The following is a 22,896-nucleotide window of genomic DNA, read 5'->3' on the forward strand; positions in this document are numbered from 1 at the left end:
GGCCGTTTTGCATGGAGTACGGCTTGTCAGCGCTTGCGCGCGGGCTGCATCACGGTAGGCAGCGCCTTGGGCAGGGTCTCCGGATAGTCGCGGCTGAAATGGAGGCCGCGGCTTTCATGGCGCGAATACGCGCTGTCTACGATCAACGAGGCGACCTCGACCAGATTGCGCAGTTCCAGCAGGTCGCGCGTGACACGGAAATTCGCGTAGTACTCGGCGATCTCTTCGCGCAGCAGGCGGATGCGGTGCTGCGCGCGCTCCAGCCGCTTGCTGGTGCGAACGATGCCGACATAGTTCCACATCATGCGGCGCAGTTCGTCCCAGTTGTGGGAGACCACGACTTCCTCGTCGGCGTCCGAGACGCGGCTCTCGTCCCAGGCCGGCAGCGTGAGATCCGGCAAGCCGGCCTTGTCCTGGCCTGCAATGTCGGTGGCGGCGGCGCGGCCGATGACCATGCACTCCAGCAGTGAATTCGATGCCAGCCGGTTGGCGCCGTGCAGGCCCGTGCAGGCGGTTTCCCCTACGGCATAGAGGTTGCCGATATCGGTGCGGCCCGCGGTATCGGTCACCACGCCGCCGCACGTGTAGTGCGCGGCCGGGACCACGGGAATCGGCTCGCGCGCGATGTCGATGCCCAGCTCCAGGCAGCGGGCGTGAATGGTGGGGAAATGCTCCTTGAGGAAGGCCTCGGGCTGGTGCGTGATGTCGAGGTAGACGCAGTCCAGGCCACGCTTTTTCATTTCGAAGTCGATCGCGCGCGCCACCACGTCGCGCGGCGCCAGTTCGGCGCGCTCATCATGTTCGGGCATGAAGCGGGTGCCGTCCGGCAACTTCAGCAGCCCGCCTTCGCCGCGCACGGCTTCCGAGATCAGGAAGGACTTGGCATAGGGGTGGTACAGGCAGGTCGGATGGAACTGGATGAACTCCATGTTCGATACCCTGCAGCCCGCGCGCCACGCCATGGCGATGCCGTCGCCAGTGGCCGTGTCCGGGTTGGTGGTGTACAGGTAGACCTTGCCGGCGCCGCCGGCGGCCAGCACCGTGTGCGTCGCGGTGATGGTGCGAACCTCGCCGGTGCCGTCGTCGAGCACATACAGGCCGTAGCAGCGGTTGCCAGGTAGCCCGAGCTTGCGCGAGGTGATCAGATCGACGGCGAACTGGTCTTCGAGGATCGTGATGTTCGGATGCTGGCGCGCCTGCTCCGACAGCGTGCTGACGACGGCATGGCCAGTCGCATCGGCTGCGTGGATGATCCGGCGACGGCTGTGTCCGCCCTCGCGGGTCAGGTGATAGCCGAGTTCGGCCTGTTCGTCCCTGGTGAACGGCACGCCGCGATCGATCAGCCATTGGATGGCTTCCCGCCCGTGCTCGACGATAAAACGCGTGGCTTCTTCATCGCAAAGGCCGGCGCCGGCGACGAGCGTGTCCTGCGTGTGCTCGTCATGGCTGTCGCCTGAATCCAGCACTGCGGCAATGCCGCCCTGGGCCCAATCGCTGGCGCCATGCGTCATGGCGCGCTTGCTGAGGATGACAACCCGGTGGGTGTCGGCCAGTTGCAGCGCGACCGTGAGACCGGCCAGCCCGCTGCCTACGATGGCGACGTCGAAGTTCATGGTGCAGGAGGTGCCCGCGCGAGGGCGCGGCATTGGAGGGAAAGCTCGAAAGTCTACACCCCGGGGTGCCCTCATGCATCAGCGCTGTCGCCTGTGCAAGGGGCAAAAGCGCTGTGGCGAACCTCGGTGCGCGCCATAAGCCGCGCTGACGCCACAAAAACAAAAAGCCCCGCGGTAGCGGGGCTTTCTGGCTGGAATCCGGATCAATTACTTGATCTTGGTTTCCTTGTAAGCGACGTGCTTGCGGGCGACGGGATCGAACTTCATGATCTCCATCTTTTCCGGCATGGTGCGCTTGTTCTTGGTGGTGGTGTAGAAGTGACCCGTACCTGCGGTCGATTCCAGCTTGATTTTGTCGCGGCCGCCCTTGCTTGCCATGATGTACTCCTAATTAGACTTCGCCGCGTGCGCGCAGATCGGCGAGCACGGAGTCGATGCCTTTCTTGTCGATCAGGCGCAGGCCGGCGTTCGAGACGCGCAGGCTCACCCAGCGGTTTTCCGATTCAACAAAGAAACGACGATTCTGCAGGTTGGGCAGAAAACGGCGCTTGGTCTTGTTGTTTGCGTGGGAAACGTTGTTGCCGACCATCGGCGCTTTCCCGGTCACTTGACAGACGCGTGCCATGAAGCACTCCTAACTCTTCTATTCGTGGACAATGTTCGCAACAGATCAACAAAAGGCGCGCGGGCCCGGACTGCAGCGGATGAGACACAGCAAACGGGCATTATAGACCGGAAGCCGCCGATGAATCAATGCCTTCTGCACTCTGGTGTTGTATACCCCTTTGCAGTGCCGTCGGCATCACGTGACGAATTTCAGTTGTCCGTGCTCGGCAAAGGAGTGCACATGGGTGCCCGCTACGACGAAGTGGTCGAGTAGCTGTACGTCGATCAGTGCCAGGGCGCGGCCCAGCATGCGGGTCATCTGCATGTCGCTCTGGCTTGGCGTGCACGACCCGGACGGGTGGTTGTGCGCGATGATGACGCTGGCGGCATTGTGCGCCAGCGCGCGGCGTGCCACCTCCCGCGGATAGACCGCGGTCTGGGTCAGCGTGCCGCGAAACATTTCCTCGGTCGCGATCATGCGGTTGCGGGTATCGAGGAACAGGCAGATAAAGACCTCATGCGCGAGCGGGGCCAGCGTCAGGCGCAGGTAGTTGCGTACCGCCGCAGGGGAATCCAGGCCGCGCGGCAGTTGCAGTGACTCGGCCAGCATGCGGCGTGCCAGTTCGGGCACGGCCTGCAGCTGGGTGTATTTGGCTTCGCCCATGCCCCGGATGTCCAGGACGGTTCGTGCATCGGCCGAGAACAGGCGGGTCAGCGAGCCAAAATGAACCATCAGATCGCGCGCCAGCTCCACCGCGCTCTTGCCCGTCGCGCCAATGCGCAGGAACACGGCCAGCAGCTCGGCGTCGGACAGGGCAGCGGCGCCGCTCGCCTGCAGCTTTTCTCGCGGCCGCTCGCAGGGTGGCCAGTTTGTGATGCTCATGTCTCGGGAGTCTCTGGACGGGTGAGTCCGGGTCGGGCAGGCGTGGATGGGCAGGGCGCCCGGCAGCCCAGTCGAATACAATACGGGTTGTTCCCTGGTTGATCACCCATGAATTTGCAAACATTTGCGTCGGAAGCCGACGGCGGCGCAGCTGGCCGCAAGACGGTCCAGGCCGACTCGTTCCTGACCCTCCATTACAGTCTCTCTCTCGAAAACGGCACCGAAGTCATGAGCACGTTCGAGGACAAGCCCGCCACGCTGCTGCTCGGCCAGGGTCAGTTCGCCCCGACCCTGGAGCAGGCGCTGCTCGGCATGCCCGAGGGCGAGCGCATGACCTATCGCCTGGCGCCCGAGCAGGCGTTCGGCCCGCGCAACCCGGAACTGCTCCAGTGGGTCTCGCTGGCCACGCTGCGCGAGAACAGCTCGTTCGAGGAAGACTACAGCCCGGGCGACCTGGTCGAGTTCAACGCGCCCGGCGGCGGCAAGTACGCCGGCGTCCTCAAGGAGTTCGGCGACACGGCGGCGCTGTTCGATTTCAACCATCCGCTGGCCGGGCAGACCATCCTGTTCGACGTGCAGCTGATCGGGATCCTCTGACATTGCAGCATGCCTGACCTGACTACCGCCCCCGATGCCGAGATCCTGATGGCGCAGCCGCGCGGCTTTTGCGCCGGCGTCGACCGCGCCATCGAGATCGTCGAGCGCGCGCTGGCACGCTTCGGGGCGCCAATCTATGTGCGTCACGAGATCGTCCACAACGCCTATGTCGTGGCGGACCTGCGCCGCAAGGGCGCCGTGTTCGTGCGCGAGCTGGACGAGGTGCCTGCCGGCGCCACCGTCATCTTCAGTGCCCACGGGGTGTCCAAGGACGTCCGGGCCGAGGCCGCCGTGCGCGGCCTCAATGTATTCGACGCGACTTGCCCGCTGGTGACCAAGGTCCATGTGGAAGTGGGCAAGATGCGCACGGAAGGCTGCGAGATCGTGATGATCGGCCACCGCGGGCATCCGGAGGTCGAGGGCACGATGGGGCAGGCCGAAGGCGGCATGCTGCTGGTCGAGTCGGTGGCTGATGTCGCCGGCCTGGCGGTGGCCAATCCCGCGCGCCTCGCCTACGTGACGCAGACCACGCTGTCCGTGGACGAGACGCTCGAGATCGTGGCGGCACTCAAGGCGCGCTTCCCCCTGATCCGCGAGCCCAAGAAGCAGGACATCTGCTATGCCACGCAGAACCGTCAGGACGCCGTGAAGTTCATGGCGCCCCAGGTGGACGTGGTGATCGTCGTGGGCAGCCCCAATAGTTCCAACTCGAACCGCCTGCGCGAGCTGGCCGCGCGCCTAGGCGTGCCGGCCTACATGGTGGATGCGCCGGAGCAGGTGCGCCCCGAATGGGTCGCTGGCAAGCGTCGCATCGGCCTGACCGCGGGCGCTTCGGCGCCCGAGGAACTTGCCCAATCCATCGTCGCGCGCCTGCGCGAACTCGGCGCGGGCCATGTCCGCGCCCTGCAAGGCATTGAAGAAAACATGGCCTTCCCGCTTCCGCGCGGGCTGCAGGCCACTATCCCGGCCGGCGTTACCGCCTGACCTGCCAGGCGCCGCCTCCTGCGGCGCCTGTTTCCCCGCTTCACTTTCCCTGCCGTATCCGCGCCCTGCGTGCGCGGGCGTACCGACATTTCGCTCCAGTTGACCGGATGCTTTTATCGTCACAACGATAATCTTTGAAATTCAATCCTACGGAAGGCTCTGAATACGCCCCATTAAGGGGCACTCATTACGTGCCTGTTCGGGTAAGCAGACAAATCAGGGTAATCCCCGTAACTGGGGTTTTCCCTATTATGGTGCGGCGCTACATTCTGCACATTAGATAGCGGTGCATGGGTTTGCGAATGAAATGCCTAATTAATACGGATGGATTATGTATGGCCCCAGGCGCGTATATTTCAATGGAGAGAAGAAGCAGGCACGGTTCTTGTAAGCAATGGCGTTGACGCCACCAGGCGATCAGGAATTGCCCCAATCTGTGCATTGGGGAAATTCCCTAGCTCGATTGGCGGGTAATTCGTCCAGGTTGTTGCGTCGCGTATTGCATCGCCGAAGAAAGGGGATACAATGCGCGCGTTTCAAATTGAAACTAAACAAAGGCGGTACGGGGAGACGTCCGGGAGGCGTCGCAAATCCCCGTTTTGTGAATCCCTAGGAGATCACTCATGCAAATCTCGTTTGCCAAGATTCTGCCGATTGCGGCCGCAGTGGCGCTCGTTGCAGCTTGCGGCAAGAAAGAAGAAAAGCCGGTTGAACCGTCGGCATCGGCTCCTGCGGCTGCCGCTCCGGCCGCTGGCGGCGGTGAAGTTGTCGTCAAGATCGGTCACGCGGCTCCGCTGACCGGCGGTATCGCCCACCTTGGCAAGGACAACGAAAACGGCGCCCGCCTTGCCGTGGAAGAAGTCAACAAGAAGGGTCTCGAGATCGGTGGCAAGAAGATCAAGCTGGAACTGATCGGCGAAGACGACGCGGCCGATCCGAAGACCGGCACCGCCGTGGCCCAGAAGCTGGTCGACCAGAAGGTCGTGGCCGTGGTCGGCCACCTGAACTCGGGCGTGTCGATCCCGGCGTCGAAGATCTACAGCGATGCCGGCATCGTCCAGATCTCGCCGTCGTCGACCAACCCCGACTACACCAAGCAGGGCTTCAAGACGACCTACCGCGTGGTCGCCACCGATGCCCAGCAAGGTCCGGCGCTGGCCAACTACGCCGCCAAGAGCCTGCACGCCAAGAGCGTGGCCATCGTCGACGATGCCACCGCCTACGGCAAGGGCCTGGCCGACGAGTTCGAGAAGACCGCCAAGGCGGCAGGCGTGAACGTGGTGGCGCGTGAAGCCACCAACGACAAGGCCACCGACTTCAAGGCCATTCTCACCAAGATCAAGGGCAAGAAGCCTGACGTCATCATGTACGGCGGCATGGACGCCACCGGCGGCCCGTTCGCCAAGCAAGCCAAGGAACTGGGCATCTCGTCCAAGATCGTTGGCGGCGACGGCGTCTGTACCGACAAGGTGGCCGAGCTGGCCGGCGATGCCGTGTCCAACATCATCTGTTCCGAGGCAGGCCTGGCCCTGTCGAAGATGGAGAACGGCGCGGACTTCGAGAAGCGCTACCAGGCTCGTTTCAATGCGCCGGTGCAGATCTACGCACCGTTCACGTATGACGCCGTCATGGTCATCGTGGATGCCATGAAGCGCGCCAACTCGACCGAGCCGGCCGCCATCCTGGCCGAAATGCCCAAGACCAACTACAAGGGCGTGATCGGCAACATCGCCTTTGACGAGAAGGGCGACATGAAGGAAGGCACCATCACGCTGTACGAGTACAAGGACAAGAAGAAGTCCGTTCTCGACGTCGTGAAGATGTAATTCGGGCTTACCGGCCCATCCGAACGGCACCGTGAGTATTTTGCGGTGCCGTTCTTTTTAGCCTCGCCTAATGTAGAAGCATCCTTACCAAGGATGGAACAGGGCAAGGCCGCTTACCAGCAACCCACCACACTCACCTACCCATCTCGCACCATGGTCCCTCCGGCATCCACACCATGCCGTAAGAACCGGGGCTGAAGCAGGAGTTTTCATGGATATCTTTATCCAGCAGATCGTGAACGGTCTGGTGCTCGGCAGCATTTATGCGCTGATCGCACTGGGCTACACCATGGTCTACGGCATTCTGGGCATCATCAACTTCGCCCACGGCGACGTCCTGATGATTGGCGCGCTGACCGCTTTGTCAGCGATTCTGGGGCTGCAGAAATTCGCTCCCGGGCTGCCCGAGTGGCTGACGCTGGTGATTGCCACCCTCATCGCCATGCCGGTCTGTGCTGTACTGGCCTATTCCATCGAGCGGATCGCCTACCGGCCGCTGCGCAATGCACCGCGCCTGGCACCGCTGATCACCGCCATCGGCGTTTCCATCATCCTGCAGACCGCGGGCATGCTGATCTGGTCGCGCAACCCGCTGACCTTCCCGCAGCTGCTGCCTTCCGAACCGATCGACATCGGCTCCACCGGCGCCACCATTACCGGCAAGGAAATGGTCATCATCGGCCTCGCCGTGATGGTCATGGCCGGCCTGCTGGCCCTGGTCAACCGCACCAAGCTGGGCCGCGCCATGCGCGCCACCGCCGAAAACCAGAAGGTTGCCGGCCTGATGGGCGTGAACCCGAACTTCGTCATCTCCGCCACGTTCATGATCGGCGCGACGCTGGCCGCGCTGGCTGGCGTGATGATGGCCACCAACTATGGCAACGCCCACTTCTACATGGGCTTCATTCCCGGCCTGAAGGCGTTCACCGCCGCGGTGCTGGGCGGCATCGGCAACCTGGCTGGCGCCATGGTTGGCGGCATGCTGCTGGGCCTGATCGAGGCACTGGGCGCCGGCTATATCGGCGACCTGACCAACGGCGTCTTTGGTTCCAACTACCAGGATGTCTTTGCGTTTATTGTGCTGATTACCGTACTCGTGTTCCGTCCGTCCGGCATCATGGGCGAGCGCGTGGCTGACCGTGCCTGAGGGGAGCGAATCCATGAATACTCCGATTCCATCCACGGCCGCCGTCGCCGCGCCGTCCAAAGTTCCTGCGAAAACCCTGGCCGCGCTGGTCGGCTTCCTGGTGATCGCCCTGTGCGCCCCGTTCTTCGTCCAGACCCTGGGCGGCAACTACTGGGTACGCGTGCTCGACTTCGCGCTGCTGTACATCATGCTGGCGCTGGGCCTGAACATCGTGGTGGGCTTCGCCGGCCTGCTCGACCTGGGCTACATCGCGTTCTACGCGGTCGGCGCCTACATGATGGCGCTGCTCGGCTCGCCGCACCTGGCCAACCAGTTCGAGTGGATCCACCAGTTGTTCCCCCATGGGCTGCATCTGTCGATGTGGTGGGTATTGCCGCTGGCGATCCTGGTAGCCGCCACCTTCGGCGTGCTGCTGGGCGCGCCGACCCTCAAGCTGCGCGGTGACTACCTGGCTATCGTGACACTGGGCTTCGGCGAGATCATCCGCATCTTCATGAACAACCTCGATCGCCCGTTGAACATCACCAACGGGCCGAAGGGGATCACCGCGGTGGATCCGGTCCATATCTTCGGCTTCGACTTTTCGAAGACGCACGATATCTTCGGGCTGAAGTTCTCGCCGGTGTTCATGTACTACTACCTGCTGGTCGCGCTGGTGATCGTGATCGTGTTCGTCTGTATCCGCTTGCAGAACTCGCGCATAGGCCGTGCGTTCGTCGCCATTCGCGAAGACGAGATCGCCGCCAAGGCGATGGGCATCAACACCCGCAACATCAAGCTGCTGGCCTTCGCCATGGGCGCGTCGTTCGGCGGCGCCTCGGGTGCGGTGTTCGGCGCGTTCCAGGGCTTCGTGTCGCCGGAATCGTTCACGCTGTGGGAATCGATCTACGTGCTGGCCATCGTGGTGCTGGGCGGCATGGGCCATATCCCGGGCGTGATCCTGGGCGGCATCCTGCTGGTCGGCTTCCAGGAACTGCTGCGCGTGGTGGCGGAGCCAATCCAGACCGGCATCTTCGGCCACGTGATCGTCGATGCGGAAGTCCTGCGCCAGCTGCTGTTCGGCCTGGCCCTGGTCGGTGTCATGCTGTATCGCCCGGCGGGCATCTGGCCGTCGCCGCGCAAGGAAGATCGCCCCGTCGCACGCCGCGCGGGCAGCGTGGGCCGTTTCTGACCAGGAGGACAACATGAGCAATAACAATTTCCTCCTGTCGGTACAGGGGGTGAACAAGCGTTTCGGCGGCCTGCAGGCGCTGTCCGAGGTTGGCCTGGAGATCAAGCCGGGCGAAATCTACGGCCTGATCGGCCCCAATGGCGCCGGCAAGACCACGTTCTTCAACGTCATCACGGGCCTCTACACGCCCGATTCCGGCGAATTCGTGCTGGGCGGCAAGCCCTACCAGCCGACCGCCGTGCATGAGGTGGCCAAGGCCGGCATCGCCCGTACGTTCCAGAACATCCGCCTGTTCGGCGACATGACCGCGCTCGAGAACGTGATGGTCGGACGCCACGTGCGTTCCAAGGCCGGCCTGTTCGGTGCGATCTTCCGTCCGCCGGCGGTGCGCCGCGAGGAAGAGGGCATCGAGGACCTGGCGCATGACCTGCTCGACTATGTCGGCATCGGCAAGTACGCCAACTTCACCTCGCGCAACCTGTCGTACGGCCACCAGCGCCGGCTCGAAATCGCCCGCGCGCTGGCGACGGAGCCCAAGCTGCTGGCGCTGGACGAACCGGCAGCCGGCATGAACGCGACCGAGAAAGTGGAGCTGCGCGGCCTGCTCGAGAAGATCAAGGGTGATGGCAAGACCATCCTGCTGATCGAGCACGACGTAAAGCTGGTGATGGGTTTGTGCAACCGCCTGACCGTGCTGGACTACGGCAAGGTGATCGCGCAAGGGCTGCCGCATGAAGTACAGAGCAACCCGGCGGTGATCGAGGCTTACCTGGGTTCGTCGGCGCACTGAGGCGGGAGGACAGCAATGAAACAGACAGTACTGAAGATCTCCGGCCTGAAGGTTGCCTACGGCGGCATCCAGGCCGTCAAGGGCATCGACCTCGAAATCAACGATGGCGAACTGGTGACGCTGATCGGCGCCAACGGCGCCGGCAAGACCACCACCATGAAGGCCATCACCGGCCTGCAGGGCTGGGCCGGCGGCGATGTGGAGTACATGGGCAAGTCCATCAAGGGCGTGCCCAGCTACGCGCTGCTCAAGCGGGGCCTGGCGATGGTGCCGGAAGGGCGCGGCGTGTTCGCGCGCATGACCATCACCGAGAACCTGCAGATGGGCGCCTACACCCGCAACGACGACAGCAAGATCAAGGACGATGTCGATCGCATGTTCGGCATCTTCCCGCGCCTGAAGGAGCGGGCCAACCAGCTGGCGGGCACCATGTCGGGCGGCGAGCAGCAGATGCTGGCGATGGCTCGCGCGCTGATGAGCCAGCCCAAGGTGCTGCTGCTCGACGAGCCGTCGATGGGTCTGTCGCCGATCATGGTCGAGAAGATCTTCGAAGTCGTGCGCGACGTCTCGGCACAGGGCGTGACCGTGCTGCTGGTCGAGCAGAACGCGCGCCTGGCGCTGCAGGCCGCGCACCGTGGCTACGTGATGGAGTCGGGCCTGATCACGATGAGCGGCGAGGCCAAGCAGATGCTGGACGACCCGAAGGTGCGGGCAGCGTACCTGGGCGAGTAAAGCGCTCCGCAACAACAAGAAGCCCCGCGAAAGCGGGGCTTCTTGTTTTGAAGCGCAATGCGATCAGGCCAGCTTCTTCAGCAGCGTGCGCAACATGCCGATCATCTGGTCGATCTCTTCGCGCGTCACGTTCAGTGCCGGCATGAAGCGCAGCAGGTTGGCGCGCGGCGCGTTCAGCAGCATGCCTTCCGGTCCCATGTCGCGGGCTTCCTCGACCAGTTGCGGGCCGATGTCCTTGCCGAGCTGCAGCGCGCGCAGCAGGCCTTCGCCACGTTCGCCTTCCAGGCCGAATTCGTTGCACAGCGCCAGCAGCTGTTCCTTCAGGTACTCGCCCTTGGCGTTGACCTCATCCAGGAAGCCGGGCGCGGTCAGCTGTTCGATCACCGAGCTGCCCACGGCCGTCATCAGCGGGTTGCCGTTATAGGTGCCGCCCTGGTCGCCGGCTTCGAAACTGGCGACTTCGGCCTTGCACAGCAGCGCCGACAGCGGCACGCCGCCGCCGATACCCTTGCCCAGCGTCATGATGTCCGGCTCGACGCCCGACAGCTCGTAGGCGAAGAGCGTGCCGCAGCGGCCGCAACCGGTCTGCACCTCGTCGACGATCAGCAGCAGCTTGTGCTTGTCGGCCAGCGCGCGCAGGCCTTGCATGAACTCGCGCGTGGCGGGGATCACGCCGCCTTCGCCCTGCACCGGCTCCAGCATGATGCCGACAGTCTTGTCGTTGATGAGCTTTTCCACCGACGCCAGGTCGTTCAGGTCGGCCTTCGGGAAACCCGAAACCTGCGGCGCGAAGATGGTGTCCCAGCCGGCCTTGCCCGATGCGCTCATGGTGGCGAGCGTGCGGCCATGGAAGCTGTGGTCCATGGTGATGATCTCGAACGCGCCGTTCTTGTGCTTGCGGCCCCATTTGCGCGCGAGCTTGATCGCGCCTTCGTTGGCTTCGGCGCCGCTGTTGGCGAAGAAGACCTTGTCGAAGCAGCTGTTGTCGGTCAGTTGCTTCGCCAGCCTGATCATCGGCTCGTTGTAGAACGCCGGGCTCGGGTTGATCAGCTTGGCCGCCTGCGCGACCACGGCATCGACCATGCCCTGGTTGGAATGGCCAAGGCAGTTCACTGCCCAGCCTTGCACAAAGTCCAGGTATCGCTTGCCGTTGTGGTCCGTCAGCCAGGAGCCCTTGCCCTCGGTGAAGACGAGTTCGGGGCGGTTGGTGATGTACATCAGGGATTGAACGGGATACTCAGCAAATGCCATGGCGGACTCCAGGGGTCGGCTTTGAACGATGGACGGACAAGCGGGAAAAAACGCGGAAAAACAAAAAGCCACGGGGGTTGCCCGTGGCTCGTTGACATGAACAGACGCAGTCGACGGTCAGCCGCGCGGCACCCCAGCGGGGAGCGACGTACGGAAGCTGCGGCGTCGGTTGAAGGTCATGTGCATGCGGGCAAATATAAGGCGCATGGGCCCGGGTGTCAAAACGAATTTTGGCGGACCCGGGCATTGTTGCGCTGACGGAACGGCAGTCGGGCGGGGGGTCAGGCCGCCGGGGCCGAGCCGGCCGGGTGCATGTCGGCCTCGGACGTGAACGAGTCCGCGAAGAACGCGTCTTCGTGCAGCTTGCACTGCTTCGTGAAATCGGTGCGGGCGGCGTTGATCATCACCGGGGCGCCGCAGGCGTAGACCTCGTGGCCGGACAGGTCCGGGTGGTCCGCGATCACGGCCTGGTGGACGAAGCCGGTGCGCCCGCTCCAGTTGTCCTCCGGCAGCGCATCGGAGATGACCGGCACGTACTGGAAGTTGGGCAGGTCGCGCGCCCACTGCTCGCACAGCGCGTGCATGTACAGGTCCTTCGGCCGGCGGCCGCCCCAGTACAGCGTCATCGGGCGCGTGATGCCGGTGTAGGCGGCGTGCTCGACGATGGCCTTGATCGGCGCGAAGCCCGTGCCCGAAGCCAGCAGGACGATCGGCGCTTCGGACTCTTCACGCAGGAAGAAGCTGCCCAGCGGGCCTTCGAAACGCAGGATGTCGCGCTCCTTCATGGCCGGCGCGCCTTCCTTGGCACCGAACACGTAGTCGGTGAACGCGCCGCCGGGCATGTGGCGGATATGCAGTTCGATCGGGCCGTCCTCATGCGGCGGCGTGGCGATCGAATAGCTGCGGCGCTTGCCGTCGCGCAGCAGGAACTCGACGTACTGGCCAGCCAGGTACTGCATGCGCTCGGTGGCGGGCAGTTGCAGCTTGATGGCGATGACGTCGTCGGCCAGGCGTTCCAGCGAGGCGACGCGGCACGGCACCTTCTTGATGGGGATGTCGCCCGCGCCGTGGACCTCGCGGCTTTCGATGGTGATGTCCGAGCTGGCGTTGGCGCAGCAGAACAGCGCGCGGCCCTCGGTCTTTTCCTGGTCGGTCAGCGCGGCGGGGGCGTGGTCGCCCTGTACGATCGTGCCTTCCAGCACGCGGCCCTTGCACGAGCCGCATGCGCCGTTCTTGCAGCCGTAGGGCAGGCCGATGCTGTGGCGCAGGGCCGCGCCCAGGATGGTTTCATCGGCAGCCACTTCGAACTTGTGGCCGCTGGGCATTACGGTGACTTGATAAGCCATAATCGATCTATGAGCGAAATTCTTAAGAAGCTGCAGCCATCGCGCCGTCCAGGCCCTGCCGTTCGCCTGGGCCGCCCGCGCCTGCTGATCGTCGGGTGCGGGGATGTGGGGACGCGCTGCCTGCGAATCCTGTCGGCGCGCATGCGTGTCTTTGCCGTGACGTCGCAGCCGGCGCGCCGGGCCGAACTGCGTGCCGCCGGCGCGGTGCCGCTGGTTGCGGACCTGGACCGGCCTGCCACGCTGGCACGCCTGCGCGGCCTGGCGGATCGCGTGCTGGACCTGGCGCCGCCACCCGGATCGGGTGAGGGCGATCCCCGCACGCGCGCCTTGCTCGCCACCCTGCGCCGTACCGCCTGGCGCCGCGCCCGGGCGCACGCCGGCGAGCCCGTCATTCTACCCGAGCGCCGCAGGGCCCGTCCGGCCTTCGTCTATGCCAGCACATCGGGGGTTTATGGCGACCGGGCCGGCGCCCGGGTGGCCGAATTCGCGCGCGTTCGCCCGCAGACTGCGCGGGCGCGTCGCCGCGTAGCGGCCGAGCGCACCGTGCGCGAGTTCGGCCGTGCCGGGAACTGGCGCACGAGCATCGTGCGCATTCCGGGCATCTATGCCGAGGATCGCCTGCCGCTGGCGCGCCTGAAGCGCGGCACGCCGGCGCTGGCACCCCAGGACGACGTCTACACCAGCCACATCCACGCCGACGATCTCGCACGGACCATGGTGGCGGCACTGTTCCGCGGACGGCCGCAGCGCGTGGTGCATGCGAGCGACGACACCGAGCTGCGCATGGCGGACTATTTCGACCTGGTGGCCGACCGCCGTGGCCTGCCACGGCCGCCGCGCATTACACGCCAGCAGGCGCGTGAAGTGATCGATCCCACGCTGCTCAGCTTCATGAGCGAATCGCGCCGCCTCGATAACCGGCGCCTGAAGCGCGAACTGCGCCTGCGGCTGCGCTATCCGACCGTCTCGTCTTTCTTCGACGCCTGAGTCGCAAGAGTCCGCGCCGTGCCGTTTCAGGCACGGCGCTTGCGGTTCCATCGGCCGCATCTTTCCTGTCTATACAGCAACTGGCCTTTTTGCCCCGCGACCGTGCATCGGCTGCGATTGCCCAAGGCTGCTTCGTCGCGCACTTTGTGCCGCAGCTCGCCACGGAAGTGCGCAAATCGATGCCTGATGCATGGCATGCCTCGGGCAACTACTACGTTGACTTGTATATACAGGATTGTAAAATCCCCCGGACACGAGCAGTGCCACAAGCATGGCGCCGCCGCTGACGGACAAACCAAAGGAGCTTACCGATGAGGATTCAGAGCCGGATTGCAGGTCAGGCCGCCATGCGCGTGGCCCGGGCGTCGCTGATGGCAGCTGTCGCCATGGCCGGGGCGGCCCACGCTCAGACCACGCAGGTCACGCTCGGCATGAGCGGCTGGACCGGCTTCGCGCCGCTGACGCTGGCCGACAAGGCAGGAATCTTCAAGAAGCATGGCGTCGACGTGGACATCAAGATGATTCCGCAGAAGGACCGCCATCTCGCGCTGGCCTCCGGCGCGATCCAGTGCGCGGCCACCACCGTGGAAACGCACGTCGCCTGGAACGCCAACGGCGTGCCGATCACGCAGATCGTGCAGCTCGACAAATCCTACGGTGCCGATGGTCTCGCCGTGCGCGGCGACGTCAAGGGCTTTGCCGACCTGAAGGGCAAGACTATCGGCGTGGACGCGCCCGGTACCGCGCCGTACTTCGGCCTGGCGTGGATGCTCAAGAAGAACGGCATGACGCTCAAGGACGTGAAGACCACCACGCTGTCGCCGCAGGCGGCCGCGCAGGCCTTCGTGGCCGGCCAGAACGACGGCGCCATGACCTACGAACCCTACCTGTCCACCGTTCGCCAGAACCCGGACAAGGGCAAGATCCTGGCCACCACGCTCGACTATCCGATGGTGACGGACACGCTTGGCTGCGCGCCCAAATGGCTCAAGGACAATCCCAAGGCCGCGCAGGCGCTGGTCGACAGCTACTTCGAAGCGATCGAGATGATCCAGAAGGAGCCCGGGAAGTCCAACGAGATCATGGGCGCCGCGGTCAAGCAGACCGGCGAGCAGTTCGCGAAATCGTCGGCCTATCTGCGCTGGCAGGACCGCGAGGCCAACCGCAAGTTCTTCTCGGGCGAGCTGGCCAGCTTCAGCAAGGAAGCCGCCGGCGTGCTGCTCGACATCGGCGTGATCCGCCAGGTGCCGGACGTCACCGCGCTGTACGACGCACGCTTCCTCAAGTGAGCAAGGGGCCGATGTCATGGCGCAAGTTCAAGTGAGTTCCCCGGCGCCGGTCGCCATGGCGGCGAAGGCGGCACCGGCGCGCCGCCGGCATCCGTGGCTGTCGCCGCTGGTGCCGGTGTCGCCGCACGCACGCTGGGTGCTGGGCCTGTTGTTCTTCGTGCTGTTCTTCGCGGTATGGGCTGTGGTCACGCTGGGCGGTTTCGTGCCGCGCACCTTCCTGGCCGATCCGCTGACGATGGCGCGCGAAGGCATGACACTGTTCGCCGAGTACAACTTCATCGGCGATATCGGCATGACCGTATGGCGCGTGCTCGGCGGCTTCGTGCTGGCGGCGGTGCTGGCGGTGCCGCTGGGCATCCTGATGGGCGCGTACAAGGCCGCCGAGGCGTTCTTCGAGCCGTTCGTCTCGTTCTGCCGCTACCTGCCGGCCTCGGCCTTCATTCCGCTGCTGATCCTGTGGGCCGGCATCGGCGAGACGCAGAAGCTGCTGGTGATCTTCATCGGCTCGTTCTTCCAGATCGTGCTGATGGTGGCGATCGCCGTGGGCGGCGCGCGCAAGGACCTGGTGGAAGCCGCCTATACGCTGGGCGCCAATAGTCGCGGCATCGTCAAGCGCGTTCTGATCCCGGGCGCGGCGCCGGAGATCGCGGAGATCCTGCGGCTGGTGCTGGGCTGGGCCTGGACCTACGTGATCGTCGCCGAGCTGATCGGTTCTTCGTCGGGCATCGGCCACATGATTACCGACAGCCAGGCGCTGCTGAATACCGGGCAGATCATCTTCGGCATCATCGTCATCGGCTGCATCGGGCTGGTGTCGGACCTCGTCTTCAAGCAGGCCAACCAGCGCCTGTTCCCGTGGAGTTCGATCTGATGAGCGCACTGTCCATCCAGCAGGTCTCGCGCACCTTCACCAACCCGCGCGGCGGCCAGACCCAGGCGCTGCTGCCGGTCGATTTCGAGGTGCGCGACAACGACTTCGTCACCATCCTGGGCCCGTCGGGCTGCGGCAAGTCCACGCTGCTGCGCATCGTGGCCGGTCTCGACACGCCCACGAGCGGCACCGTGCTGCTTGACGGCCAGCCGGTCAGCGGGCCGGGCGCCGACCGCGGCATGGTGTTCCAGTCCTATACGCTGTTCCCGTGGCTGACGATCGATCAGAACGTGCGCTTCGGCCTGCGCGAGCGCGGCATGAGCGAGGCCGAACAGCGCGAGCGCAGCGGCTTCTTCATCCAGCGCGTGGGCTTGCGCGGCTTCGAGCATCACTACCCGAAGCAGCTCTCGGGCGGCATGCAGCAGCGCACCGCGATTGCACGCGCGCTGGCCAATGATCCCAAGATCCTGCTGCTCGACGAGCCCTTCGGCGCGCTCGACAACCAGACCCGCGTCCTGATGCAGGAATTGCTGCTCGGCATCTGGGAAGCTTCGCGCAAGACGGTATTATTCGTGACCCACGATATCGACGAGGCCATCTTCATGGCCAACCGGGTGGCGGTGTTTTCCGCCAGGCCGGGTCGGATCAAGAGCGAGATCGCGGTCGATTTTCCGCATCCGCGCCATTACACGATCAAGACGTCGCCGGAGTTTTCCGCGCTCAAGGCGCGGCTGACCGAGGAGATCCGCGCCGAGGCCATGGCCGCGGCCGAGCACTGAACACCATGAACCACGCCGTCGGCCAGGGGCCAGCCAACTCCGCTACGAACTCTCCCACCGCGCTTTACCAGCAGGTGAAGGAGTACATCGCGCGCCAGATCCAGAGCGGCGCGTGGCAGCCGGGCGACCGGGTGCCATCGGAGCAGGAACTGGTGACCCGCTTCGGCGTATCGCGCATGACCGTCAACCGCGCGCTGCGCGAACTGTCCGAGCAGGGCAGGGTGGTGCGCGTGGCCGGCGTGGGCACCTTCGTGGCCGAGCACAAGCCGCAGTCCACGCTGCTCAGCGTGGTCAACCTGCAGGATGAGATCCGCATGCGCGGGCATGACTACGCCTGCGACGTGATCCTGGTCGAACGCGTGGCCGCATCGATCGAAGTGGCCGCGGCGCTGGAGTTGCGCACCGGCGAATCGGTGTTCCATTCCGTCTGCGTGCATCGCGAGGACGGCGTGCCGGTGCAGCTGGAAGACCGATACGTCAACCCGCGCGTGGCACCGGACTTCATCAGCCAGGATTTCACCGGCATCAAGCCCGGCGAATACCTGCTGCGCAATGTGCCTTATGACCAGGTCGAGCATGTGGTCGACGCCATTTCCGCGACGCCCGACCAGGCCGCGCAACTCGAAATGCCGCCGACACAACCTTGCCTGATGCTGACCCGGCGCACCTGGACCAACGGCGTGCCGGTGACCTTCGTGCGTTGCCTGCACCCGGGCAACCGCTACCGCCTCGGCAGCCGCTTCCGCGCCGACGGCAATCCCGCCTTCGGCTGATTTCGCACTGATTTCCGACAGAAGCCAATCAACCCAACCCAATTTTGTTCTAAGCTGTATAGACAGGAACATACAAGACAGGATCGACTCATGACCGCCAGCCAAACCGTACACGCCTCCCGCCCGCTGCTGACCCTGCATCCGGGCCAGGTCACCCTGGCCGATCTGCGCCGAATCTATCGCGGCGAAGTGCGCGTGGCAATGGCCGACTCGGCCTGGGCCGGCGTGCGTGCCGCGCAGGCCACCGTGCAGGACATCATCGATGCCGACGCCGTGGTCTATGGCATCAATACCGGCTTCGGCAAGCTTGCGCAGACGCGCATCCCCCATGACAAGCTGGCTACGTTGCAACGCAACCTGGTGCTGTCGCACAGCGTCGGCACGGGCCCGGACCTTGCCGAGGACACGGTGCGCCTGATCCTCGCCATCAAGGCGGTGAGCCTGGCGCGCGGCCATTCGGGCGTGCGTCCCGAGCTCATCGAAGCGCTGCTGGCGCTGGCCAACCACGGCGTGACGCCGTGCATCCCGGGCAAGGGTTCCGTAGGCGCTTCGGGCGACCTCGCGCCGCTGGCCCACATGTCGTGCACGCTGATCGGCGTCGGCGATGTCATTGTCGATGGCCGCCGCGTGCCGGCCGCCGAAGGGCTGGCGGTTGCCGGTCTGTCCGTTTTCGAACTGGGTCCGAAGGAAGGCCTGGCGCTGCTCAATGGCACGCAGGTATCGACCGCGCTGGCGCTGGCGGGTTTGTTCGCCGCCGAAGATGCCTTCGCGGCCGGCCTCGTGGCCGGTGCGCTGTCGCTGGAAGCGATCAAGGGCTCGGTCAAGCCGTTCGACGCACGCATCCATGAAGCGCGCGGCCAGGCCGGCCAGATCGCCGTGGCCGGCGCGGCGCGCGCGATGCTGGACGGCAGCGAGATCGTCGATTCGCACAAGGCCTGTGGCCGCGTGCAGGACCCGTACTCGATCCGCTGCCAGCCGCAGGTGATGGGCGCCTGCCTCGACAACCTGCAGCACGCCGCGCGCATCCTGCGGATCGAAGCGAATGCCGCCTCGGACAACCCGCTGGTCTTCTCCGCGCAGGGCGACGTGATTTCCGGCGGCAACTTCCACGCCGAGCCGGTGGCGTTCGCCGCAGACATCATCGCGCTGGCGATCGCCGAGATCGGCGCGATCTCCGAGCGCCGCCTGGCGCTGCTGCTGGATACGGGCTTGTCCGGCCTGCCGCCGTTCCTCGTGCGCGATGGCGGCCTGAACTCGGGCTTCATGATCGCGCAGGTGACGGCAGCGGCGCTGGCATCGGAGAACAAGTCGCTGGCGCATCCGTCGAGCGTGGACAGCCTGCCGACGTCGGCCAATCAGGAGGATCATGTGTCGATGGCCACCTACGGCGCGCGCCGGTTGGGCGACATGGCGGCCAATACCGCGGTGGTGGTTGGCATCGAGGCGATGGCTGCCGCGCAGGGCATCGAATTCCATCGGCCGCTGAAGTCGTCGCCGCTGATCGAAAGCGAACTGGCCCGCATCCGCGCGCGCGTGGCGTTCGTGGAAGCGGATCGTTACCTGGCACCGGATATCGAAGCGATGAAGCAGTGGGTGGTGCAGGGCGATGCGGGCGCGGGGTGGCCGGCAGCGGTTCGCGACATCCTGCCGACCAACACCAAGAGCGCCTGAGCAAGGAGAGAGACCTCATGAACGCCCACGAATCCCAATTCCTCCAGCGTGGCCAGCGCGAGATCCGAGCGCCGCACGGCACGCAGCTGCATTGCAAGAACTGGCTGATCGAAGCGGCCTACCGCATGATCCAGAACAACCTGGATCCGGACGTGGCCGAGCGCCCGCAGGACCTGGTGGTCTACGGCGGCATCGGCAAGGCCGCGCGCAACTGGGAATGCTTCGACGCCATCCTCGACAGCCTGCGCCGCCTGGGCGAGGACGAGTCGCTGCTGGTGCAGTCGGGCAAGCCGGTCGGCGTGTTCCGCACGCACCCGGACGCGCCGCGCGTGCTGATCGCCAACTCCAACCTGGTGCCGCACTGGGCCAACTGGGACAAGTTCAACGAACTCGACCGCGCCGGCCTGATGATGTACGGCCAGATGACCGCGGGCTCGTGGATCTACATCGGCACACAGGGCATCGTGCAGGGCACCTACGAGACCTTCGTCGAAGCGGGCCGCCAGCACTACAACGGCGACCTGTCGGGCAAATGGATCCTGACCGCGGGCCTGGGCGGCATGGGCGGCGCGCAGCCGCTGGCCGGCGTGCTGGCCGGCGCGTGCGTGCTGGCGATCGAGTGCCAGGAATCGCGCATCGACTTCCGCCTGCGCACGCGCTATCTCGACAAGAAGGCCACCACGCTCGACGAAGCGCTGGCGATGATCGCCGAGGCCACGCAGAAGAAAGAAGCGATCTCGGTGGGCCTGCTCGGCAATGCCGCCGACATCGTGCCGGAACTCGTCAAGCGCGCACAGGCGGGCGGCATGCGTCCTGATATCGTCACCGACCAGACCTCCGCGCATGACCTCGTCAACGGCTACCTGCCGCAAGGCTGGACTGTCGAACAATGGGAGCAGGCGCGCCAGCACGATCCGAAGTCGGTGGAGTCGGCCGCGCGCCCGTCGATCGTCAAGCATGTGCAGGCGATGCTCGCCTTCCAGCAGATGGGCGTGCCTACCGTGGACTACGGCAACAACATCCGCCAGGTCGCATTCGACGAGGGCGTGAAGAATGCGTTCGACTTCCCGGGCTTCGTGCCGGCCTATATCCGTCCGCTGTTCTGCCGCGGCAAGGGGCCGTTCCGCTGGGTCGCGCTGTCCGGCGACCCCGAGGATATCTACAAGACCGATGCCAAGATGAAGGAGTTGTTCCCCGAGGACAAGGCCCTGCACCGCTGGCTCGACATGGCACATGACCGCATCGCGTTCCAGGGCCTGCCCGCACGGATCTGCTGGGTGGGGCTGGACGAGCGCCACCGCGCCGGCCTGGCGTTCAACGAGATGGTGAAGTCGGGCGAGCTGAAAGCGCCGATCGTGATCGGCCGCGACCACCTCGATTGCGGCTCCGTGGCCTCGCCCAACCGCGAGACCGAAGCCATGCGCGACGGCTCCGATGCCGTGTCCGACTGGCCACTGCTCAACGCGCTGCTGAACACCGCGGGCGGCGCCACGTGGGTCAGCCTGCATCATGGCGGCGGCGTCGGCATGGGCTTCTCGCAGCATTCGGGTGTCGTGATCGTCTGCGACGGCACCGATGCCGCGGCGAAGCGCATCGAGCGCGTGCTGTGGAACGACCCGGCCACTGGCGTGATGCGCCATGCCGATGCCGGCTATGACCTCGCCATCGACTGCGCGCGCGAGAAGGGCCTCAACCTGCCGATGGTGGACCGCGCATGACCCGCTTCGCGCTCGACACCCTTTCCCCCACGCCGTGGAAGAACGGCGGCGGTACCACGCGCGAAGTCGCCGTGTGGCCACCCGATGCGGGACTCGATGACTTTGCGTGGCGCATCAGCGTCGCCGACATCTCGGCGGACGGCCCGTTCTCGGCCTTCGCGGGCATCGACCGGCAGATCGTGCTGCTCGATGGCGCCGGCGTGCGTTTGCGCGCCGCGGACGGCAGCTTCGATCATCGCCTCGATACCGTCGGCGAACCGTTCGCGTTTCCGGGCGACGTGGCCGTGGATGCCACGCTCGTCGCTGGCACCACGCGCGACTTCAACGTGATGTCGCGCCGCGGCGTGTGCCGCGCGCAAGTCCACGCCATGCGGCATGGCTTCTCGTTCAACTCGGGCGAGGACGCCGTGGCGCTGTTCGTGCTCCGGGGCGCCTGGCGCGATCCCGGCGCGAGCCTGATGGAGCCGCTGCGCGCCAACGAGGGGGTCTGGTATCCCACTGGCGTCACCGCGGCATTCCATGCGCTCGCGCCGCTCGAAGACGATTCGCTGTGCCTGTGCATCACGCTGCAAACGGAGGTCGGCCAATGACCGCGTCTCTTGCTGCGGGCCTGCCCGAAGCCCGGTCCGCCGACGGCGTCTGGCACCACTGTCACCTGCTGCCCGATGCCGACCCGGACCGCGCCGTGCGCGACGGCGCGCTGGTGGTCGAGCAGGGCCGCATCGCGTGGCTCGGGCCGGAGGCCGAACTGCCCGCCGACTATCGCGGCCTGCCCCGTCACGATGCGGACGGGGCATGGATCACGCCGGGCCTGGTCGATTGCCATACGCATCTGGTCTACGGCGGCCAGCGTGCCGATGAATTCGCCATGCGGCTGGCAGGCGCCAGCTATGAGGAGATCGCACGCGCGGGCGGCGGCATCGTGTCGTCGGTGCGTGCCACGCGTGCCGCGGATGAAGACACGCTGTTCGCGCAGGCTGCTGCGCGCCTGGCGCCGCTGCTGGCCGAAGGCGTAACGGCCATCGAGATCAAGTCCGGCTATGGCCTGGAACTGGAGGCCGAGCGCCGGCAACTGCGCGTCGCGCGCCGGCTCGGCAAAGCCTTCGGCGTGTCGGTGCACACGACCTTCCTTGGCGCGCATGCGCTGCCGCCGGAGTATGCGGGGCGTGCCGACGATTACATCGACCTGGTCTGCAACACCATGCTGCCGGCGCTCGCCGAAGAAGGACTGGTCGATGCCGTCGACGCCTTCTGTGAATCGGTCGGCTTCTCGCTGGCGCAGACCGAGCGCGTGTTTGAAGCCGCCGCCCGCCATGGCCTGCCGGTCAAGCTGCACGCGGAGCAATTGAGCAACCTCGGTGGCGCCGCGCTGGCCGCGCGCCATCGCGCACTGTCGGCGGACCATCTGGAGCATCTGGACGAAGCCGGCGTGGCGGCCATGGCGGCCGCGGGCACGGTGGCGGTGCTGCTGCCGGGCGCCTACTATTTCCTGCGCGACACGAACCTGCCGCCGATCGCGCTGCTGCGCCGCCATGGCGTGCCCATGGCGATCTCCACCGACCACAATCCCGGGACCTCACCGGTGACATCGCTCCTGCTCATGATGAACATGGCCTGCACGCTGTTCCGGCTGACCGTGCCCGAGGCGCTGGCCGGCGTGACCACGCACGCGGCGCGCGCACTCGGCGCAGCCGACCGGCATGGCTTGCTCGCAACGGGACGTGCCGCGGACTTCGTGCTCTGGCGCGTCGATTCCCCGGCGGAGCTGGCCTACTGGTTCGGCCGCAATCCGGCTGCTGCCGTGGTGCGTCAGGGACGCATCCATCCGGGGCCGTCGCAACATGGCGGGAGGGCATGAGAGC

22 protein-coding genes are annotated in these 22,896 nt (G+C 65.5%); 16 read left to right on the forward strand and 6 right to left on the reverse strand.

The genetic code is table 11. The annotated features are described in order from the left end of the window. Nucleotides 1–26: 26 nt before the first annotated feature. The 4 genes from nadB to radC all read right to left on the reverse strand — a co-directional run bounded on the left by nadB (nt 27) and on the right by radC (nt 3,102). Nucleotides 27–1,613 (reverse strand): L-aspartate oxidase, encoded by a 1,587-nt coding sequence (gene nadB, locus AC3FKH_RS04555; protein WP_488673290.1) that lies wholly within the window; start codon nt 1,611–1,613, stop codon nt 27–29. Nucleotides 1,614–1,820: 207 nt separating this feature from the next. Then, a complete protein-coding gene (gene rpmG / locus AC3FKH_RS04560) occupies nt 1,821–1,991 on the reverse strand; it encodes a 50S ribosomal protein L33 (protein ID WP_010814980.1) in 171 nt (56 codons plus the stop codon). Between the two features lie 13 nt (nt 1,992–2,004). Continuing rightward, nucleotides 2,005–2,238 (reverse strand): 50S ribosomal protein L28, encoded by a 234-nt coding sequence (gene rpmB / locus AC3FKH_RS04565; RefSeq protein ID WP_006575661.1) that lies wholly within the window; start codon nt 2,236–2,238, stop codon nt 2,005–2,007. Between the two features lie 177 nt (nt 2,239–2,415). Further along, nucleotides 2,416–3,102 (reverse strand): RadC family protein, encoded by a 687-nt coding sequence (gene radC, locus AC3FKH_RS04570; RefSeq protein ID WP_488673295.1) that lies wholly within the window; start codon nt 3,100–3,102, stop codon nt 2,416–2,418. A gap of 108 nt (nt 3,103–3,210) precedes the next feature. Here radC and AC3FKH_RS04575 point away from each other — a divergent pair, with 108 nt between their 5' ends. From AC3FKH_RS04575 to AC3FKH_RS04605, 7 genes are all read left to right on the forward strand, one after another. Further along, nucleotides 3,211–3,699 carry an FKBP-type peptidyl-prolyl cis-trans isomerase gene (locus tag AC3FKH_RS04575; protein ID WP_483709125.1) on the forward strand — a complete coding sequence of 163 codons (489 nt, stop codon included), beginning with the start codon at nt 3,211–3,213 and terminating at the stop codon, nt 3,697–3,699. 9 nt (nt 3,700–3,708) lie between these two features. Then, nucleotides 3,709–4,683 carry a 4-hydroxy-3-methylbut-2-enyl diphosphate reductase gene (gene ispH / locus AC3FKH_RS04580; protein ID WP_488673298.1) on the forward strand — a complete coding sequence of 325 codons (975 nt, stop codon included), beginning with the start codon at nt 3,709–3,711 and terminating at the stop codon, nt 4,681–4,683. Between the two features lie 623 nt (nt 4,684–5,306). After that, nucleotides 5,307–6,509, forward strand: coding sequence for a branched-chain amino acid ABC transporter substrate-binding protein (locus AC3FKH_RS04585; protein ID WP_483709123.1), 1,203 nt, complete (start codon nt 5,307–5,309; stop codon nt 6,507–6,509). A gap of 211 nt (nt 6,510–6,720) precedes the next feature. Further along, a complete protein-coding gene (locus tag AC3FKH_RS04590) occupies nt 6,721–7,656 on the forward strand; it encodes a branched-chain amino acid ABC transporter permease (RefSeq protein ID WP_011298876.1) in 936 nt (311 codons plus the stop codon). Nucleotides 7,657–7,669: 13 nt separating this feature from the next. Continuing rightward, complete coding sequence (locus AC3FKH_RS04595) at nt 7,670–8,827, forward strand: ABC transporter permease subunit (RefSeq protein WP_488673301.1); 1,158 nt, start codon at nt 7,670–7,672, stop codon at nt 8,825–8,827. A 13-nt stretch (nt 8,828–8,840) separates the two neighbouring features. Then, nucleotides 8,841–9,617 (forward strand): ABC transporter ATP-binding protein, encoded by a 777-nt coding sequence (locus AC3FKH_RS04600; protein WP_488673303.1) that lies wholly within the window; start codon nt 8,841–8,843, stop codon nt 9,615–9,617. Between the two features lie 15 nt (nt 9,618–9,632). Next, a complete protein-coding gene (locus AC3FKH_RS04605; RefSeq protein ID WP_488673304.1) occupies nt 9,633–10,349 on the forward strand; it encodes an ABC transporter ATP-binding protein in 717 nt (238 codons plus the stop codon). 63 nt (nt 10,350–10,412) lie between these two features. On the opposite strand, the gene AC3FKH_RS04610 is transcribed toward AC3FKH_RS04605, so the two are convergent. Next, nucleotides 10,413–11,600 (reverse strand): acetylornithine transaminase, encoded by a 1,188-nt coding sequence (locus AC3FKH_RS04610; protein WP_488673305.1) that lies wholly within the window; start codon nt 11,598–11,600, stop codon nt 10,413–10,415. A gap of 281 nt (nt 11,601–11,881) precedes the next feature. Continuing rightward, nucleotides 11,882–12,946, reverse strand: a complete 1,065-nt coding sequence (locus AC3FKH_RS04615) for a CDP-6-deoxy-delta-3,4-glucoseen reductase (protein ID WP_488673307.1) — start codon at nt 12,944–12,946, stop codon at nt 11,882–11,884. 9 nt (nt 12,947–12,955) lie between these two features. Here AC3FKH_RS04615 and AC3FKH_RS04620 point away from each other — a divergent pair, with 9 nt between their 5' ends. The 9 genes from AC3FKH_RS04620 (at nt 12,956) to hutI (ending at nt 22,892) form a co-directional block, all read left to right on the forward strand. Then, complete coding sequence (locus tag AC3FKH_RS04620) at nt 12,956–13,933, forward strand: NAD-dependent epimerase/dehydratase family protein (RefSeq protein ID WP_488673309.1); 978 nt, start codon at nt 12,956–12,958, stop codon at nt 13,931–13,933. Nucleotides 13,934–14,244: 311 nt separating this feature from the next. Beyond that, nucleotides 14,245–15,222, forward strand: coding sequence for an ABC transporter substrate-binding protein (locus AC3FKH_RS04625; RefSeq protein WP_488673311.1), 978 nt, complete (start codon nt 14,245–14,247; stop codon nt 15,220–15,222). A 16-nt stretch (nt 15,223–15,238) separates the two neighbouring features. Next, the gene (locus tag AC3FKH_RS04630; protein WP_488673313.1) at nt 15,239–16,093 is read left to right on the forward strand and encodes an ABC transporter permease; all 855 of its coding nucleotides are present in this window, start codon (nt 15,239–15,241) and stop codon (nt 16,091–16,093) included. Further along, a complete protein-coding gene (locus AC3FKH_RS04635; protein ID WP_488673315.1) occupies nt 16,093–16,872 on the forward strand; it encodes an ABC transporter ATP-binding protein in 780 nt (259 codons plus the stop codon). Before AC3FKH_RS04630 ends, AC3FKH_RS04635 begins: the two co-directional genes overlap by 1 nt. Nucleotides 16,873–16,877: 5 nt before the next feature. Beyond that, nucleotides 16,878–17,645 (forward strand): histidine utilization transcriptional repressor HutC, encoded by a 768-nt coding sequence (gene hutC, locus AC3FKH_RS04640; RefSeq protein ID WP_483709110.1) that lies wholly within the window; start codon nt 16,878–16,880, stop codon nt 17,643–17,645. Nucleotides 17,646–17,735: 90 nt separating this feature from the next. Continuing rightward, a complete protein-coding gene (gene hutH, locus AC3FKH_RS04645) occupies nt 17,736–19,316 on the forward strand; it encodes a histidine ammonia-lyase (protein WP_488673317.1) in 1,581 nt (526 codons plus the stop codon). A 17-nt stretch (nt 19,317–19,333) separates the two neighbouring features. Further along, entirely contained in the window at nt 19,334–21,034 is a 1,701-nt protein-coding gene (gene hutU, locus AC3FKH_RS04650; protein WP_488673319.1) for a urocanate hydratase, read from the forward strand. Next, nucleotides 21,031–21,624 (forward strand): HutD/Ves family protein, encoded by a 594-nt coding sequence (locus tag AC3FKH_RS04655; protein WP_488673321.1) that lies wholly within the window; start codon nt 21,031–21,033, stop codon nt 21,622–21,624. The genes hutU and AC3FKH_RS04655 overlap by 4 nt, the downstream gene beginning before the upstream one ends. Continuing rightward, nucleotides 21,621–22,892, forward strand: a complete 1,272-nt coding sequence (gene hutI, locus AC3FKH_RS04660) for an imidazolonepropionase (RefSeq protein WP_488673323.1) — start codon at nt 21,621–21,623, stop codon at nt 22,890–22,892. Before AC3FKH_RS04655 ends, hutI begins: the two co-directional genes overlap by 4 nt. Nucleotides 22,893–22,896: the final 4 nt, after the last annotated feature.

This window comes from Cupriavidus sp. 21MJTG02-4, from assembly GCF_057798975.1.

What these genes read in the sequence shown, in the direction of transcription:
- nadB (WP_488673290.1), bottom strand. Translation starts at nt 1,613, where the DNA reads ATGAACTTCGACGTCGCCATCGTAGGCAGCGGGCTGGCCGGTCTCACG.
- rpmG (WP_010814980.1), bottom strand. Translation starts at nt 1,991, where the DNA reads ATGGCAAGCAAGGGCGGCCGCGACAAAATCAAGCTGGAATCGACCGCA.
- rpmB (WP_006575661.1), bottom strand. Translation starts at nt 2,238, where the DNA reads ATGGCACGCGTCTGTCAAGTGACCGGGAAAGCGCCGATGGTCGGCAAC.
- radC (WP_488673295.1), bottom strand. Translation starts at nt 3,102, where the DNA reads ATGAGCATCACAAACTGGCCACCCTGCGAGCGGCCGCGAGAAAAGCTG.
- AC3FKH_RS04575 (WP_483709125.1), top strand. Translation starts at nt 3,211, where the DNA reads ATGAATTTGCAAACATTTGCGTCGGAAGCCGACGGCGGCGCAGCTGGC.
- ispH (WP_488673298.1), top strand. Translation starts at nt 3,709, where the DNA reads ATGCCTGACCTGACTACCGCCCCCGATGCCGAGATCCTGATGGCGCAG.
- AC3FKH_RS04585 (WP_483709123.1), top strand. Translation starts at nt 5,307, where the DNA reads ATGCAAATCTCGTTTGCCAAGATTCTGCCGATTGCGGCCGCAGTGGCG.
- AC3FKH_RS04590 (WP_011298876.1), top strand. Translation starts at nt 6,721, where the DNA reads ATGGATATCTTTATCCAGCAGATCGTGAACGGTCTGGTGCTCGGCAGC.
- AC3FKH_RS04595 (WP_488673301.1), top strand. Translation starts at nt 7,670, where the DNA reads ATGAATACTCCGATTCCATCCACGGCCGCCGTCGCCGCGCCGTCCAAA.
- AC3FKH_RS04600 (WP_488673303.1), top strand. Translation starts at nt 8,841, where the DNA reads ATGAGCAATAACAATTTCCTCCTGTCGGTACAGGGGGTGAACAAGCGT.
- AC3FKH_RS04605 (WP_488673304.1), top strand. Translation starts at nt 9,633, where the DNA reads ATGAAACAGACAGTACTGAAGATCTCCGGCCTGAAGGTTGCCTACGGC.
- AC3FKH_RS04610 (WP_488673305.1), bottom strand. Translation starts at nt 11,600, where the DNA reads ATGGCATTTGCTGAGTATCCCGTTCAATCCCTGATGTACATCACCAAC.
- AC3FKH_RS04615 (WP_488673307.1), bottom strand. Translation starts at nt 12,946, where the DNA reads ATGGCTTATCAAGTCACCGTAATGCCCAGCGGCCACAAGTTCGAAGTG.
- AC3FKH_RS04620 (WP_488673309.1), top strand. Translation starts at nt 12,956, where the DNA reads ATGAGCGAAATTCTTAAGAAGCTGCAGCCATCGCGCCGTCCAGGCCCT.
- AC3FKH_RS04625 (WP_488673311.1), top strand. Translation starts at nt 14,245, where the DNA reads ATGAGGATTCAGAGCCGGATTGCAGGTCAGGCCGCCATGCGCGTGGCC.
- AC3FKH_RS04630 (WP_488673313.1), top strand. Translation starts at nt 15,239, where the DNA reads ATGGCGCAAGTTCAAGTGAGTTCCCCGGCGCCGGTCGCCATGGCGGCG.
- AC3FKH_RS04635 (WP_488673315.1), top strand. Translation starts at nt 16,093, where the DNA reads ATGAGCGCACTGTCCATCCAGCAGGTCTCGCGCACCTTCACCAACCCG.
- hutC (WP_483709110.1), top strand. Translation starts at nt 16,878, where the DNA reads ATGAACCACGCCGTCGGCCAGGGGCCAGCCAACTCCGCTACGAACTCT.
- hutH (WP_488673317.1), top strand. Translation starts at nt 17,736, where the DNA reads ATGACCGCCAGCCAAACCGTACACGCCTCCCGCCCGCTGCTGACCCTG.
- hutU (WP_488673319.1), top strand. Translation starts at nt 19,334, where the DNA reads ATGAACGCCCACGAATCCCAATTCCTCCAGCGTGGCCAGCGCGAGATC.
- AC3FKH_RS04655 (WP_488673321.1), top strand. Translation starts at nt 21,031, where the DNA reads ATGACCCGCTTCGCGCTCGACACCCTTTCCCCCACGCCGTGGAAGAAC.
- hutI (WP_488673323.1), top strand. Translation starts at nt 21,621, where the DNA reads ATGACCGCGTCTCTTGCTGCGGGCCTGCCCGAAGCCCGGTCCGCCGAC.